This is a genomic window from Amycolatopsis orientalis DSM 40040 = KCTC 9412, from assembly GCF_000478275.1.
GTDB classification, from domain to species: Bacteria; Actinomycetota; Actinomycetes; order Mycobacteriales; family Pseudonocardiaceae; genus Amycolatopsis; species Amycolatopsis orientalis.
This window is the reverse complement of the sequence record NZ_ASJB01000099.1, coordinates 196,953-209,787: the sequence shown is the minus strand read 5'-3', so window position 1 is coordinate 209,787 and position 12,835 is coordinate 196,953. Positions and strand designations below refer to the sequence as shown.

Below are 12,835 nucleotides of genomic sequence, written 5' to 3'. Positions count from 1 at the left end.
ATCGAGCTGGGAGGCCGCGTGGCTGGGACCGGGTACTTCACTTCCGTCGAAGACGTCACGGCGAAGCTCGCCGACACCGGGTACCTGGCTTCGGCGGCCGTCGCCACCACGGTGTTCCTCGCGGACGCCCTCGGCAAGCCGTTGCTGATCGAGGGCCCCGCGGGGGTCGGCAAGACCGAGCTGGCGAAGGCGGTCGCGCAGGCCAGCGGCTCCCGGCTCGTGCGGCTGCAGTGCTACGAAGGCGTCGACGAGTCCCGCGCGCTGTACGAGTGGAACCACGCGAAGCAGCTTCTCCGGATCACCGCGGGCAAGGACGAGACATGGGACGAAGCCCGCAACGACATCTTCGGTGAGGAGTTCCTGCTGGCCCGGCCGCTGCTGACGGCCATCAAGGGCGACGAGCCGACGGTCCTGCTCATCGACGAGACCGACAAGGCCGACGTCGAGATCGAGGGCCTGCTGCTGGAGGTCCTCGGCGACTTCCAGATCACCGTCCCGGAACTCGGCACGATCACCGCCGGGCGCAAACCGTTCGTGGTGCTGACCTCGAACGCGACGCGGGAGCTTTCCGAGGCGCTGCGGCGGCGCTGCCTGTTCCTGCACATCGATTTCCCCGACGCGGCACTGGAGCAGCGCATCGTGCGGCTCAAGGTGCCCGGCGTCGACGACGCGCTCGCGGCGTCGGTGATCAAGGTGATCACCGCGCTGCGGGCGATGGAACTGCGGAAGGCGCCGTCGGTCGCGGAGACCATCGACTGGGCCAGGACGCTGCTCGCCCTCGGCGCCGACACCCTCGGCGAGGACGTCGTCCGCGCGAGCCTCGGCGTCATCCTCAAACATCAGGACGACGTCGTGAAGGCGGACGCGCGGCTGGAACTCGGCAAGGTCCTCGACTCGTGAGCGGCGTGCCGGGCAGGCTCGTCGAATTCGTGGAAGCGTTGCGGGAACACGGGATCCCGGCGGGTCCCAGTGAGACGGTCGACGCCGCCGCGGCACTCGAAGTGCTGGGCCTCGCCTCACGCGAGCAGATGCGGGAGGGGCTCGCGGCGGCACTGGTCCGGCGCGGCGGTCAGCGCGCGGTGTTCGACGCGACGTTCGACCTCTACTTCCCGCTCGGCGTCGGCGCGCCGTCGCAGGACCCTGTCGACGACCTGGCCTCGTTGCGCGATCGCCTCGCCACCGCGCTGGCCGACAACGACCAGACCGAACTGACTCAATTGGCCGGGCTCGCCGTCGACATGCTGGGGGAGTACGGCAGCGGCACGGCGGGGACCGGCGGCTGGTCTGCACACCAGACGCTGGAACGGCTTCAGCCGCAGACGCTCGTCGTCCGGGTGCTCGAAGCGATCCGCGCGGGAACTTCGGACGACTTCACCGACAGATTGGACCGGGACGACGTCCGCCGCCGGGTCGAAGGGTTCCGCGGCCTCGTCCGGACCGAGGCCCGCCGCCGGGTCGCGGAAGTCCGTGGCCGGGAAAGGGTTTCGCGGCACGCCGTCCCGCCCTCCGCCGACCGCGTCGACTTCCTGCTCGCCAGCCGCGCGCAGCTCGCCGAACTCCGCCGCGTCGTGCAGCCCTTGTCGCGCAAGCTCGCCACCCGGCTGGCCGCCCGGCGCCGCCGTCACGCGCGCGGGCAGATCGACCTTCGCCGGACGCTGCGGCGTTCGCTGTCCACCGGCGGCGTCCCGATGCGGCCGTCGTACCGGCGGCACCGGCCGGGAAGGCCGGAAATCGTGCTGCTGTGCGACATGTCGGGTTCGGTGGCCGGCTTCGCCAACTTCACCATGCTGCTCGTCCAGGCACTGCGCGATCAGTTCAGCAAGGTGCGGGTGTTCGCGTTCATCGACGCGTGCGACGAGATCACCCACCTCGTCGACACCGGCGCCGCGGATCCGGAGGATCTGGGCGCGCGCATCCTCGCTGACGCCGAGCTGACCAGGTGGGACGGGCACAGCGATTACGGGCACGCGCTGGGGGAATTCGCCGAGCGCTACGCGGACGCCGTGGGCCCCAGGACATCCATGCTCATCCTCGGCGACGCCAGGACCAACGGCGGAGACCCGAACCTCGACGCCGTGCGCGGAATCGCCGCCGCGGCGAGGCATACGTACTGGCTCAATCCCGAGCGGACCGCGCTGTGGTCCACCGGGGACTCCGAGGCGCACGCCTACGCGGAGGTCGTCGAAATGCACGAATGCCGGAACGTGCACCAGCTGACCCGGCTGGTGACCAGGTTGGTCTCGTGAGTGGTGATGACGGTTAGAACCGTCATCACCACTCACGAGACTTCAGGGCTTGAGTGCGGCTTTCCCGTAGGCGTCGGCGTTGCTGAACACTTCCTGCCCGTACTGGGTGGAGTTGTTGTAGGTCAGCACCGCGCTCCACCAGCCGGCGGGCTTGCCGAGGTCGCCGCCCCGCGCGCACATGTACCGCGCTGTCGTCAGCGCGGCGTCGTCGATGTTCTGCGGATCCGGCGCGGCGCCGTCACCGTTCGCGCGGACGCCGTACCGCTTCCAGGTGGCGGGCAGGAACTGCATCGGCCCGACCGCGCGATCCCATTTCGGGTCGCCGTCGAGGGCACCCTTGTCGGTGTCGACCACCGCGAGCACCCCGGGGGAGCCATCGAGCGGGATGCCGATGATCGGCGGCGTCACGACGCCGTCCTCGCCGGCGCGGGAACCGTCGTGCCGGGCGTGCTGGGATTCGGTCCGGCCGATCCCGGCGATGGTCGCCCAGGTGATCTCGCAACGCGGAGTGGCCTTCGCGGTCTTCTCGGCCGCGTTCACGTACGCCCGAAGCGTGCGTGAAGGGATATCCGTGTTCTCCGACACCTTCGCGATCCAGGCGTCCTTCGTGGCCTCCGCGGGCAGCGGTCCGGCGTCACCGGGGATCGCGGAACGCGGGGCGGGCTGAAGCGCGGGGACGACGAACTCCGGTTTGACCGGCACCGGCTCGCGGTCGCCGAGGCTGACCGCCACCCACACGACTCCGGCCATCAAGGCGCCCACCACCAGCAGCGTGAGCATCACGCAGCCACGAGGACCACGTTTCCGGGGCGGCGGTTGCCACTGGCCCACGAGGTCCAGGGTCGAAGGGGACGAAGCGGTCACCGGTTCCACGGTACGTGACGCTTGTGGAGAAGTTGTGAAGCCCGCCGTCCGCTCTGCGTTTCGTCCTCTGGATGCGGTAGTTGCACGCGCAACTACCGCATCCAGAGGACGAAACGCGGGGCTCGACGCCCGAAGCGCCCAGTTCACGCCGTTCACCCGGTTGACAGCGGTTCGGCCGGATGGTGACACTAGTCCGCGTTAGGAAGGTTTCTTAACGAGGGCTCGCCGCGCCCGGCTCCACGGAATGCATCGCAGCATCTGAAGGAGGCACAAAGTGGTACGCCCAAGATGGCGCGCGGCGCTGGTCACGGTCCTCGCGGCCGCCTCGCTCCCGCTCTCCGCCCAGTCCGCTCCCGCGGCTCCCGTCCAGTACGAAGCCGAGAACGCGCTGATCTCGCAAGGTGTGGTCGAAGCGAACCACGCGGGATTCACCGGCAGCGGTTTCGTCAACTACGACAACGTCACCGGCAGCTACGTCGAATACACCGTCACCGCCGCGCAGGCGGGACAGCACACGCTGACCTTCCGCTACGCGAACGGAACCACGGCCAACCGCCCGCTCGACGTCACCGTCAACGGAACACTGGCTGTCGACGACCTCGCGTTCGCGGGCACCGGCGCGTGGACGACCTGGCGCACCGTCGCCGCGACGGTGAACCTCGCCGCGGGCACCAACAAGATCCGCACCACCGCCGTCACGGTGAACGGCGGGCCCAACGCCGACTCCCTGTCCGTCGACGGCGGCGGTGGCGGCCCGATCGCCGGGACCCCGGTGGAGATCAACGGAAAGCTCCACGTCTGCGGCGTCAAACTGTGCAATCAGTACGGCAAGCCCATCCAGCTGCGCGGGATGAGCACGCACGGGATCCAGTGGTACAGCCAATGCGTCAAGACCGCTTCGCTGGACGCGCTGGCCACCGACTGGAAGGCCGACATCCTGCGGGTCGCCATGTACATCCAGGAAGGCGGCTACGAGAGCGATCCGCGCAAGTACACCGACATGATGCACAACTACATCGAAGAGGCCACGAAACGCGGGATGTACGTCCTCGTCGACTGGCATCAGCTCGACCCGGGCGACCCCAACGCGAACCTGAGTCTCGCCAAGACGTTCTTCACCGAGATCGCCCAGCGGCACAAGGACAAGGTCAACATCATCTACGACGTCGCCAACGAGCCGAACAACGTCACGTGGGCACGGGTGAAGAGCTACGCCGAGCAGATCATCCCGGTGATCCGCGCGCAGGACCCCGACAGCGTCGTCTTCCTCGGTACCCATGGCTGGTCGACGTTCGGCATCTCCGACGGGCGCGACGAGACCGACATCCTGAACAACCCGGTCAACGCCACCAACATCATGTACACCTTCCACTTCTACGCGGCGTCGCACCAGGACGAGCACTACGACGCGCTGGCGCGGACCGCCGACCGGATCCCGGTGTTCATCACGGAATTCGGCACCCAGACCTACACGGGTGACGGCGGGAACGACTTCACCTACTCGCAGAAGTACCTCGATCTGCTGGCCGCCAAGAAGATCGGCTGGACCAACTGGAACTTCTCCGACGACTTCCGCTCCGGCGCGGTGTTCAAGAGCGGGACCTGTGCCGGGAGTTCGTTCACCGGCACGTCGATGCTGAAGCCCGCCGGTGTCTGGGTGCGGGACCGCATCCGCACGCCGGACGACTTCCCGACCGGCTGATCCCTTGCGTTTCGTCCTCTGCTTGCGGTCCTTGCGTGTGCAACTACCGCAAGCAGAGGACGAAATGCGTCAGGTGAGCCAGGCGTCGATGCCGGCGTGGATCGAACGCTTGAGGTCCGGGGGCGCGAAGGACGCGTCGACGGACGCCCTCGCGAGGCCGGCGAGCGCGAGATCGTCGTAGGCGAACGCCTCCCGGGTGCGCAGGAACTCGTCGGTCAGCGTGGTCCCGGTGACCGACGGGACGTCGGTGCTGAGGGTGACCACGAGCCCGGCGTCGACCAGCCGGGGGAGCGGGTGCTCCTCGAACGACGGCACGAGCCCGAGCGTCACGTTCGACGACGGGCAGACCTCCAGCGCGATACCGCGTTCCCGCACCTCGGCGACCAGCGCGACGTCCTCCAGGATCCGGATGCCGTGGCCGATCCGTTCGCTGTGCCCGAGGTCGAGCGCTTCGCGGATGCTGTCCGGGCCCGCGTCCTCCCCGGCGTGGTGGATCAGGTGCAGCCCGGCCTCGTCGGCCTCGTCGCAGATCTCCGCGAAAGGTGCGAGCGGGTACTTCTCCTCGCCCGCCAGTCCGATGGCGATCACCCCGTCCGGCGCGTACCGGCGCGCGAGGTCGAGGGTGAGCCGGGCGCGGTCGACCGGTCGGCGGCGCGAGTGGTCCAGGATCACCCGGGTGACGAGCCCGTATTCGGCCGCGCCCGTCGAGAGTCCTTTGAGGACGGACGCGAGCGGCATGTCCGGCTCGCCGAGCCGTTCGCCGTGTGCCGCCGCCGTGAAGGTGACCTCGGCGTAGCGGACGCCGTCCGCGACCTGGTCCTCGCAGAACTCGCGCGCCACCCGTTCGAAGTCCTCCGGCCGCCGCAGACAGGAGCGGAGCAGTCCGTTGTAGTCACCGAACGCGCGGAATCCGTCGAAAACGGGTTGTTCGGCCGGGACGGCGACGCCGTTGGCCTCGCCGAGGTCACGGAGCGTGTCCGGCCGGATGGTGCTTTCGAGATGGACGTGCAGATGCGCCTTGGGCAGCAGCGAAAGATCCCGCATGGGCCCGAACTTAGTGCCACCGGCCCCCTGGCGCGCCCCGTTTTCCGGGGGCCTGACCGGTGTCGCCACCCGAAATGAGTGATTTGGCGCGCTACGGGGAACCCGATGACCACTACCGGTCGTTGAGCAGGACACCAGACGACCCCGAGGAAAGGGACCACAGTGCCTCTACTGCGGAAGTTGACCGCCCTGGCCGGCACCGCCGGGGCCGTGCGCGCCTACGTGCGGAAGAACCCTGAGAAGGTTTCCAAGGTCGTGAACAAGGCCGCGACCTTCGTCGACCACAAGACGAAGGGCAAGTACCACAGCCAGATCGACGGCGCGGTGCGCAAAGTCGACGGGATGACCGGACGGCCGCCCCGTCGCCCCTACGAGCACTGAGCCGCTCTGAACCGGCTTCTGAGCTAGCTCTGAGCTGAAAGCGTCTCGAGGATCTGCTCGCCGTACTTCGCGAGCTTGTTCTCACCGACGCCGCTGACCGTACCCAGCTCCTGCAGCGTGGCGGGCCGTTTGGTGGCGATCTGGCGCAGGGTCGCGTCGTGGAAGATCACGTACGCGGGCACCCCCTGCTCCTTCGCCGCCGCGGCTCGCCACGAACGCAGCAGCTCGAACACCGGCGCCGCCTCGGCCGGCATGTCGGCGGCCGCCGCCTTCTTCGCGCTGGACCGGGCCGCCGCCTTGGCCGCCCGCTCCGGCTCACGCCGCAGCTGGACCTTCCGCTGGCCGTTCAGGACCTCGGCGCTGCCCTCCGTGAGCACGAGCGAGCCGTAGTCACCCTCGACCGCGGCGAGCCCCTGCGCCAGCAGCTGCCGGACGACGGCCCGCCACTCCTGCTCCTTCAGCTCCGTGCCGATCCCGAAGACCTTCAGCGAATCGTGGCGGTGCTGGGTCACCTTCGGTGTCGACTTGCCGAGCAGGATGTCGATGATCTGCCCCGCGCCGAACTTCTGCCGCCGCTCGTTCTGCAGCCGGACGATGGTGGAGAGGAGTTTCTGCGCCGGGATCGTGCCGTCCCAGGTCTCCGGCGGCGCGAGGCAGGTATCGCAGTTCCCGCACGGCTCACTGCGCTGCCCGAAGTAGGTCAGCACCTGCACCCGACGGCATTCGACCGTCTCACACAGCGCGAGCATCGCGTTGAGGTGGGCACTCTGCTGCCGCTTGTGCGCCTCGGAGCCCTCCGACATGTCGATCATCTTGCGCTGCTGCACGACGTCCTGGAGGCCGTACGCCAGCCACGCCGTCGACGGCAGCCCGTCCCGGCCCGCGCGCCCTGTCTCCTGGTAGTAGCCCTCGACGGACTTCGGCAGGTCCAGATGCGCGACGAACCGCACGTCCGGCTTGTCGATGCCCATACCGAACGCGATCGTCGCGACGACGATCAGTCCGTCCTCGCGCAGGAACCGCGACTGGTGCTTCGCCCTCGTCCGCGCGTCCAGCCCCGCGTGATAGGGCACCGCCGGAATCCCGTTCTCCACCAGGAAGTCCGCGGTCTTCTCCACCGAGTTCCGCGACAGGCAGTAGACGATCCCCGCGTCACCCTTGTGCTCGGTGCGCAGCAGTTCCAGCAACTGGCGCTGCGGTGAGTTCTTGCCGACGATCCGGTACTGGATGTTCGGCCGGTCGAAGCTCGCGACGAAGTGCCGCGCGTCCTCGAGGTTGAGCCGGGACGCGATCTCGGCGTGCGTCGTCTTCGTGGCGGTGGCGGTGAGCGCGATCCTCGGCACGTCCGGCCAGCGTTCGTGCACCGCGGACAGCATCAGGTAGTCGGGCCGGAAGTCGTGCCCCCACTGGGAGACGCAGTGCGCCTCGTCGATCGCGAACAGCGAGATCTTGCCGCGGTCGAGCAGCCGTACCGTCGATTCGACCGACAGCCGTTCCGGCGCCAGGTACAGCAGATCGAGATCACCGGAGAGGAACGCGGCTTCGACCCGGTTGCGCTCGGTGTAGTCCTGCGTCGAGTTGAGGAAACCCGCGCGCACGCCGAGGTTGCGCAGCGCGTCGACCTGGTCCTGCATCAACGCGATCAGCGGCGAGATCACCACCCCGACACCCGGCCGGACCAGCGCCGGGATCTGGTAGCACAGCGATTTCCCGCCGCCGGTGGGCATGAGGACGAGCGCGTCACCACCTGCGATGACGTGTTCGACGATGGCCTGCTGGTCACCGCGGAAGCTGTCGTAGCCGAAGACGCGGTTCAGCGTTTCGAGGGCTTCCGAGGTACCGATGTCGGGGGCTGCCACCCGGAGGATTCTAGGGGCGGGGTCCGACACGTTTTCCGGCGACATCGCGGCGGCCGCGCGCGATCTCGGTGGCGAGCGCGTCGAGCGGCCCCGTCCAGAACCGGCGGTACTGGTCGAGCCAGCCGTCGATCTCCTTGAGCGGGCCGGGATCCACCGAGTACAGCCGGCGCGCGCCTTCGGCCCGGACGGTGGTGAAACCGTTCTCGCGCAGGACACGCAGATGCTGCGAGACGGCGGGCTGCGAGATCCCGAACTCGGCGCGGACCACCGCGGTCACGTCGCCGGAACTCTGTTCCCCGTCCACCAGCAGTTCCAGGATCCGGCGGCGCACCGGATCCCCGAGGACGTCGAACGCGTGCATCCGGCAACTATCACGGCCCGAACTTATATAAGTCAAGGTTGCCAGGTCTTGGTCACCTTGTGGTGGCATCGTTTCCGGTGGACGGCGTGCGGGTAGTCCGCACCGGGAAACGCCGGAAGGGGAAGCGATGAAACTCGCCGAGGTGCTGGCCGACGGGTTCGGCCGTGTCCAGGAGGTCGTGCACGAGGCCGTCAAGGAGTTGAGCGCCGAGCAGCTGACCGAGAGCCCGGGGCCTGGTGCGAACACGATCGCCTGGCTGGTCTGGCATCTGACCAGGGTCCAGGACGATCACGTCGCCGACCTCATGGGTACCGAGCAGATCTGGACCTCGGGAGGCTGGCTGGACCGGTTCGAGCTGCCGTTCCCGGCGGCCGACATCGGGTACGGGCACCGGCCGGAGGACGTCGAAGCGGTGCGTGTCGACTCCGCCGACCTGCTGACGGGGTACTACGACGCGGTGCACGAGGCGACGACGGCCTGGATCGCGGGTCTGGACGAAGCCGCTCTCGACCGTATCGTCGACGACGCGTGGGATCCGCCCGTCACCCTCGGGGTACGCCTGGTCAGCGTGCTTTCCGACGATCTCCAGCACGCCGGGCAGGCCGCGTTCGTCCGGGGACTCGTACTCCGCGCTACGTAGGGCAGGTGCCGCTCCACGACGGACGACGGGGGCTCGGCGCGCGGAAACACTGGTCGCATGAGTACTCCCGCAGTGCGGCGACGGCCGAAGACGCTCACCCCGCGGTGGCGGAAGCCCGTCCTCGTCGTGCACGTCGTCTCGTCCCTCGGCTGGCTCGGGATCACGCTGGTGAACGCGGTACTGACCTTCACCTCAGTGTTCACCGACGACCCCCGGCGCCAGCACGCGGCCATCCTGATGATGGACCAGATCGGCGGTTCCCTGCTGCTGCCGGTGAGCCTGGTCGCCCTGGTCAGCGGGATCGTGCTCAGCGTCGGCACGAAATGGGGGCTGATCCGGTACCACTGGGTCGCGATCAAACTGGTGCTGACGCTGATCGCGACGGGGCTGACCCTGTTCTCGCTGTTGCCGGGTCTCCGGGAGCTGGCCGCGCTCACCGTGTCCACTGTGGACGGAGTGTTCGTCGAGGCCGGGCGACGCCCGGACGGGTTCTACCCGATCATCGTGTCCACGACGATGTACCTGACCATGACCGTGCTGTCGGTGTACAAGCCGGGCGGGAAGACACCGTACGGCCGGCGGATGACCGCCGCGCGGGTCCGTGAACCGGTCGCGTCCTAGAACTCTTCGAGGGCCTCGTCGATCCGCTTCGCTTCGGAACGCAGATCGTCCAGGGTGGCTTGGGCGGCGGTGGTCTCACCGTTCGCCGCCTCTTCCTCGAGTTCGGCGTCGGCGAGCCGCCGCCGGAGTTCGTTCGCCTTCTCCGTGCTCTTCTCGGCGCGGCGTTCGGCACGGGCGAGATCGATTTCGGCCTGCTTGCAGGCTTTCGCGAGATCGGCGGCCTCACGCCGGAGCCGGTTGAACTCCGCCACCCGCTTGTGCTCGCGCTCGGCTTCCTCGCGGGCCTTCGCGATCCGCTCCTGCTCGGCCTTCGACGCGGCGGCGTCGGCGGCTTCCCGCTTCGCCTTCCGCCGATCGTCCAAATGCGACACGGTGGCGGGTTTCTCCCGTTCCGGGGCGGGTTCCCGCTTCGGGCGCGGAATGAATCCGCTCGTCAGCCACTGGTCGCCCGCGCTGTCCGCGCCGGTGCTCAGGCGTCCGGCCAAGGCCAGCGCCGCCACCTCGGGATCGGCCACGATGGCTTCGAGGGTCGCCTCGACCTCTCGGGCGACCGGCTCGCTCATGGAGCGTTCGGCCTGCAGGACCTGGTTCACCAGTTCCTGTCGTCGCCGGGTGAGCTTGCGCAGGTCCGCACCGGCCAGCGCCGAATGCGCCTTCCGCAGGTCTTCGCCCAGCCTGGCCAGTTCCTCCAGTTCGGGGGAACCGGCCCGGCGGTTGAGGATCGTGGCCGCGAGCGTGGGTTTCCGGAGCGCGCGGATACGTTCGGCCAAGGCGGCGTCACCCGCCGCCTTGGCCTCTTTCGCCCGCTGGTTGCGCACCGCGACGAACTCCGCCGGATCACCGGCGTAGAGCTCGTCCGCGACCTCGTCGAAGTCCATCGTCCTCCGCGGATCCGGTGCTCAGCTGTCGGTCAGGCTCGGGATCAGGTGGCCGTGCTCGCGTTTGGCCTCCAGGTATTCGCGAGCCGCGTCACTCACCGGCACGATCGACGGCTCGCGTTTGACGATGATCCCACGGGACTCCAGCGCGTTCACCTTTTCGGGGTTGTTGGTCAGCAGCTTGACCCTGCTCAGGCCCAGGCTTTCCAGCAGATCGGCGGCGGCGGCGTAGTCGCGGGAGTCGTCGGGGAGGTGCAGCGCGCGGTAGCTGGTGAAAGTGTCCGCCTGGTGCAGCTGGCTGTATTCGTACCCGCGTGCCTTGGCGAGCAGTCCGGAGCCGCGGCCCTCCTGGTCGAGGTAGACGATCACGCCGGAGCCTTCGGCGGTGATCATCGCTTTCGCCTGCTGCACCTGGTCGTGGCAGTCGCAGTCGACCGAGCCGAGGATCTCGGAGTAGACGCAGCGCGAATGGATCCGCACCAGGCAGTCGTTCACCGGCTCGCCGTAGATCGCGGCCACCGGGGGGTTGCCGGTGGCCAGCGCGTCGTCGAGGACGCGGACACGGAAGGCACCCTCGATCCGGCGAAGCGAATGTTCGACGAAAAGCTGTTCAGTCATGGTCTTGCTCCGGGGTGACCTTGAGAACGCGGTCGACCTGCTGGGCGACCGGCATGGAGTCGGCGACGCCGCCGAAGGATTGCGCTGCGGTCATCGCGGCGGTCGCCCATTCGAGGTCGGACCGGTCGATCTTCCTGTCCTTCAACAGGAGACGGTGGATCAGGGCGGCGCTGAACGCTTCGCGCGCGCCCGGGGTGTCCCGCAAGGCGGTCGGGAAGCGGGCGATGTCCACCCGTGTGTGCTCGGACCGCACCATGCAGCCGAACTCCTCGGTGATGCAGACGCCGTGCACGCCGAGCAGGAGAAGGCTCGACGCCAGTGCTTCCATGGTGATCTCGTCGGTCGCACCCGACAGCAGTTCCCGGAGCTCCCACTGCGTACCGACGAGGTAGTCGATGTCGGCGAAGTGCTCGTACAGGAACTGAGGACTTGCGATCGGTGGCGAGGGCCGGACCACGACCAGCGGCTTCTTCTCCAGCGTGCTCACCACGCGCAGCACCTCACGGGTGGCCACCATGGGCTGCTCGAAGGTGATCACGACGGCGTCGGACGATTCGAGCACGCTGCGCAGGGAATGGGTGTGGAAGTCGGCCGGGTCGAGCCGGATCTCGCCTTCGTTCATCCACGGCAGCAGGACCGCACCGCCGTTGCGGGTCATGAACACCCCGACCACCGGTGTCTTGGCGTTCGGCACCACCTTGACCAGGTTCAGCCGGAGCCCCTCGGAAGCCATGTAGTCCAGCAACATCTGCCCGGGCTGGTCGTCGCCGACCGCGGTGACCATGTGCACGTCCATGCCGAGACGCGCGTTCGCCACCGCGTGGTTGAGGCCCTTCCCGCCGGGATGGGTCTCGTAGGAGATCAGCGGGGTCGACGATCCGGGGGAGGGGATGTGGTCGACAACGTAGATGTGGTCGACCACGGCCGAGCCGATCACGCTCACGGTCGCGGCGCGGGTCGCCGGGTCCGTCGTGGTGCTGGGTTCGGGGAGGGCGACGTCGAGAACGGAACTGCTGACACAGAGTTCGGCCAGCTTGGCGAGTGCGGAGCTTTCCAAAGTGGACCGGAGCGCCCGTACGGTCAGATGCCGCTCCGGAAGGCTCACGCCGAGTAGCCGGTGAATCGGTTCCCACAGCTCCACGAGACGCTCACGGCGTTCGCCGACATCGGCCGCGTACAGGGTCTCGATCTCGGGCTCGTCGGGGAACCGCTGCGCGAGCAGGCCGAGGGAGAGCGCCATGTCGACGATCACGAGGTCTTCGGTCGGGAGCTGGCCGGCGATCCGCCGCACCGCTTCCAGCGCGGCCTCGGGGGCCGCTTTGTCCGTGGTGCTGACGATCTGCCGGACCACCGGGAGATCCAGGATCGGCCGGACCCCGACTTCGGTGGAGCGCAGCCTTTCGGCGCTCAATCCGGTCCGCGTGCGCAGTCTCACCAGAGCACTGCGGACGCCGTCCACGCCGGGCACCGGACCACTCATCGGAATAGATTACTCCGTTCGCATCGGCAGTTGCCATCGCGCTGGGTCTGTTCCGTGGCTATTGCCGCCACGTTACTCCTTGTAGCTACTGCGCGGGGAGCATACCGCCGCGCCCTGGTGGACCGGTCGCGACTCCCTGCA

Annotated in this window: 13 protein-coding genes; 6 read left to right on the top strand and 7 right to left on the bottom strand. The window is 68.4% G+C overall.

Annotated features, from left to right (window positions below; translation table 11 throughout):
- Window positions 1–18: 18 nt before the first annotated feature.
- Both L324_RS40455 and L324_RS40450 read left to right on the top strand, forming a co-directional pair.
- On the top strand, window positions 19–900 hold the full coding sequence (locus tag L324_RS40455; protein ID WP_037321603.1) for an AAA family ATPase: 882 nt from the start codon (window positions 19–21) through the stop codon (window positions 898–900).
- Window positions 897–2,246 (top strand): vWA domain-containing protein, encoded by a 1,350-nt coding sequence (locus L324_RS40450; RefSeq protein ID WP_037321600.1) that lies wholly within the window; start codon window positions 897–899, stop codon window positions 2,244–2,246. The genes L324_RS40455 and L324_RS40450 overlap by 4 nt, the downstream gene beginning before the upstream one ends.
- Before the next feature lie 42 nt (window positions 2,247–2,288).
- On the opposite strand, the gene L324_RS40445 is transcribed toward L324_RS40450, so the two are convergent.
- Window positions 2,289–3,110, bottom strand: coding sequence for a lytic transglycosylase domain-containing protein (locus L324_RS40445; protein WP_235783792.1), 822 nt, complete (start codon window positions 3,108–3,110; stop codon window positions 2,289–2,291).
- A 274-nt stretch (window positions 3,111–3,384) separates the two neighbouring features.
- Here L324_RS40445 and L324_RS44045 point away from each other — a divergent pair, with 274 nt between their 5' ends.
- Window positions 3,385–4,812: a cellulase family glycosylhydrolase gene (locus L324_RS44045; RefSeq protein WP_037321598.1), complete on the top strand. Its 1,428-nt coding sequence runs from the start codon at window positions 3,385–3,387 to the stop codon at window positions 4,810–4,812.
- A gap of 69 nt (window positions 4,813–4,881) precedes the next feature.
- On the opposite strand, the gene add is transcribed toward L324_RS44045, so the two are convergent.
- On the bottom strand, window positions 4,882–5,856 hold the full coding sequence (gene add, locus L324_RS40435) for an adenosine deaminase (protein ID WP_037321596.1): 975 nt from the start codon (window positions 5,854–5,856) through the stop codon (window positions 4,882–4,884).
- Window positions 5,857–6,018: 162 nt separating this feature from the next.
- Here add and L324_RS40430 point away from each other — a divergent pair, with 162 nt between their 5' ends.
- A complete protein-coding gene (locus L324_RS40430) occupies window positions 6,019–6,237 on the top strand; it encodes an antitoxin (RefSeq protein ID WP_016335889.1) in 219 nt (72 codons plus the stop codon).
- 23 nt (window positions 6,238–6,260) lie between these two features.
- Here L324_RS40430 and recQ read toward each other — a convergent pair whose 3' ends face one another.
- The gene (gene recQ, locus L324_RS40425; protein WP_037321591.1) at window positions 6,261–8,096 is read right to left on the bottom strand and encodes a DNA helicase RecQ; all 1,836 of its coding nucleotides are present in this window, start codon (window positions 8,094–8,096) and stop codon (window positions 6,261–6,263) included.
- 10 nt (window positions 8,097–8,106) lie between these two features.
- Complete coding sequence (locus tag L324_RS40420; RefSeq protein WP_037321588.1) at window positions 8,107–8,457, bottom strand: ArsR/SmtB family transcription factor; 351 nt, start codon at window positions 8,455–8,457, stop codon at window positions 8,107–8,109.
- A 127-nt stretch (window positions 8,458–8,584) separates the two neighbouring features.
- Between L324_RS40420 and L324_RS40415 the strand changes: the two genes are divergently transcribed.
- Together L324_RS40415 and L324_RS40410 are read left to right on the top strand one after the other, a co-directional pair.
- A complete protein-coding gene (locus L324_RS40415; protein WP_037321586.1) occupies window positions 8,585–9,097 on the top strand; it encodes a mycothiol transferase in 513 nt (170 codons plus the stop codon).
- A gap of 57 nt (window positions 9,098–9,154) precedes the next feature.
- A complete protein-coding gene (locus L324_RS40410) occupies window positions 9,155–9,718 on the top strand; it encodes a hypothetical protein (protein ID WP_037321584.1) in 564 nt (187 codons plus the stop codon).
- Here L324_RS40410 and L324_RS40405 read toward each other — a convergent pair.
- The 3 genes from L324_RS40405 to L324_RS40395 are packed head-to-tail and all read right to left on the bottom strand — an operon-like array spanning window position 9,715 to window position 12,694.
- On the bottom strand, window positions 9,715–10,596 hold the full coding sequence (locus L324_RS40405) for a hypothetical protein (RefSeq protein ID WP_037321581.1): 882 nt from the start codon (window positions 10,594–10,596) through the stop codon (window positions 9,715–9,717). The two genes, L324_RS40410 and L324_RS40405, sit on opposite strands and share 4 nt — an antisense overlap.
- Before the next feature lie 21 nt (window positions 10,597–10,617).
- Entirely contained in the window at window positions 10,618–11,214 is a 597-nt protein-coding gene (locus L324_RS40400; protein ID WP_037321579.1) for a GTP cyclohydrolase II, read from the bottom strand.
- Entirely contained in the window at window positions 11,207–12,694 is a 1,488-nt protein-coding gene (locus tag L324_RS40395) for a PfkB family carbohydrate kinase (RefSeq protein WP_037321576.1), read from the bottom strand. The genes L324_RS40400 and L324_RS40395 overlap by 8 nt, the downstream gene beginning before the upstream one ends.
- Window positions 12,695–12,835 lie beyond the last annotated feature (141 nt).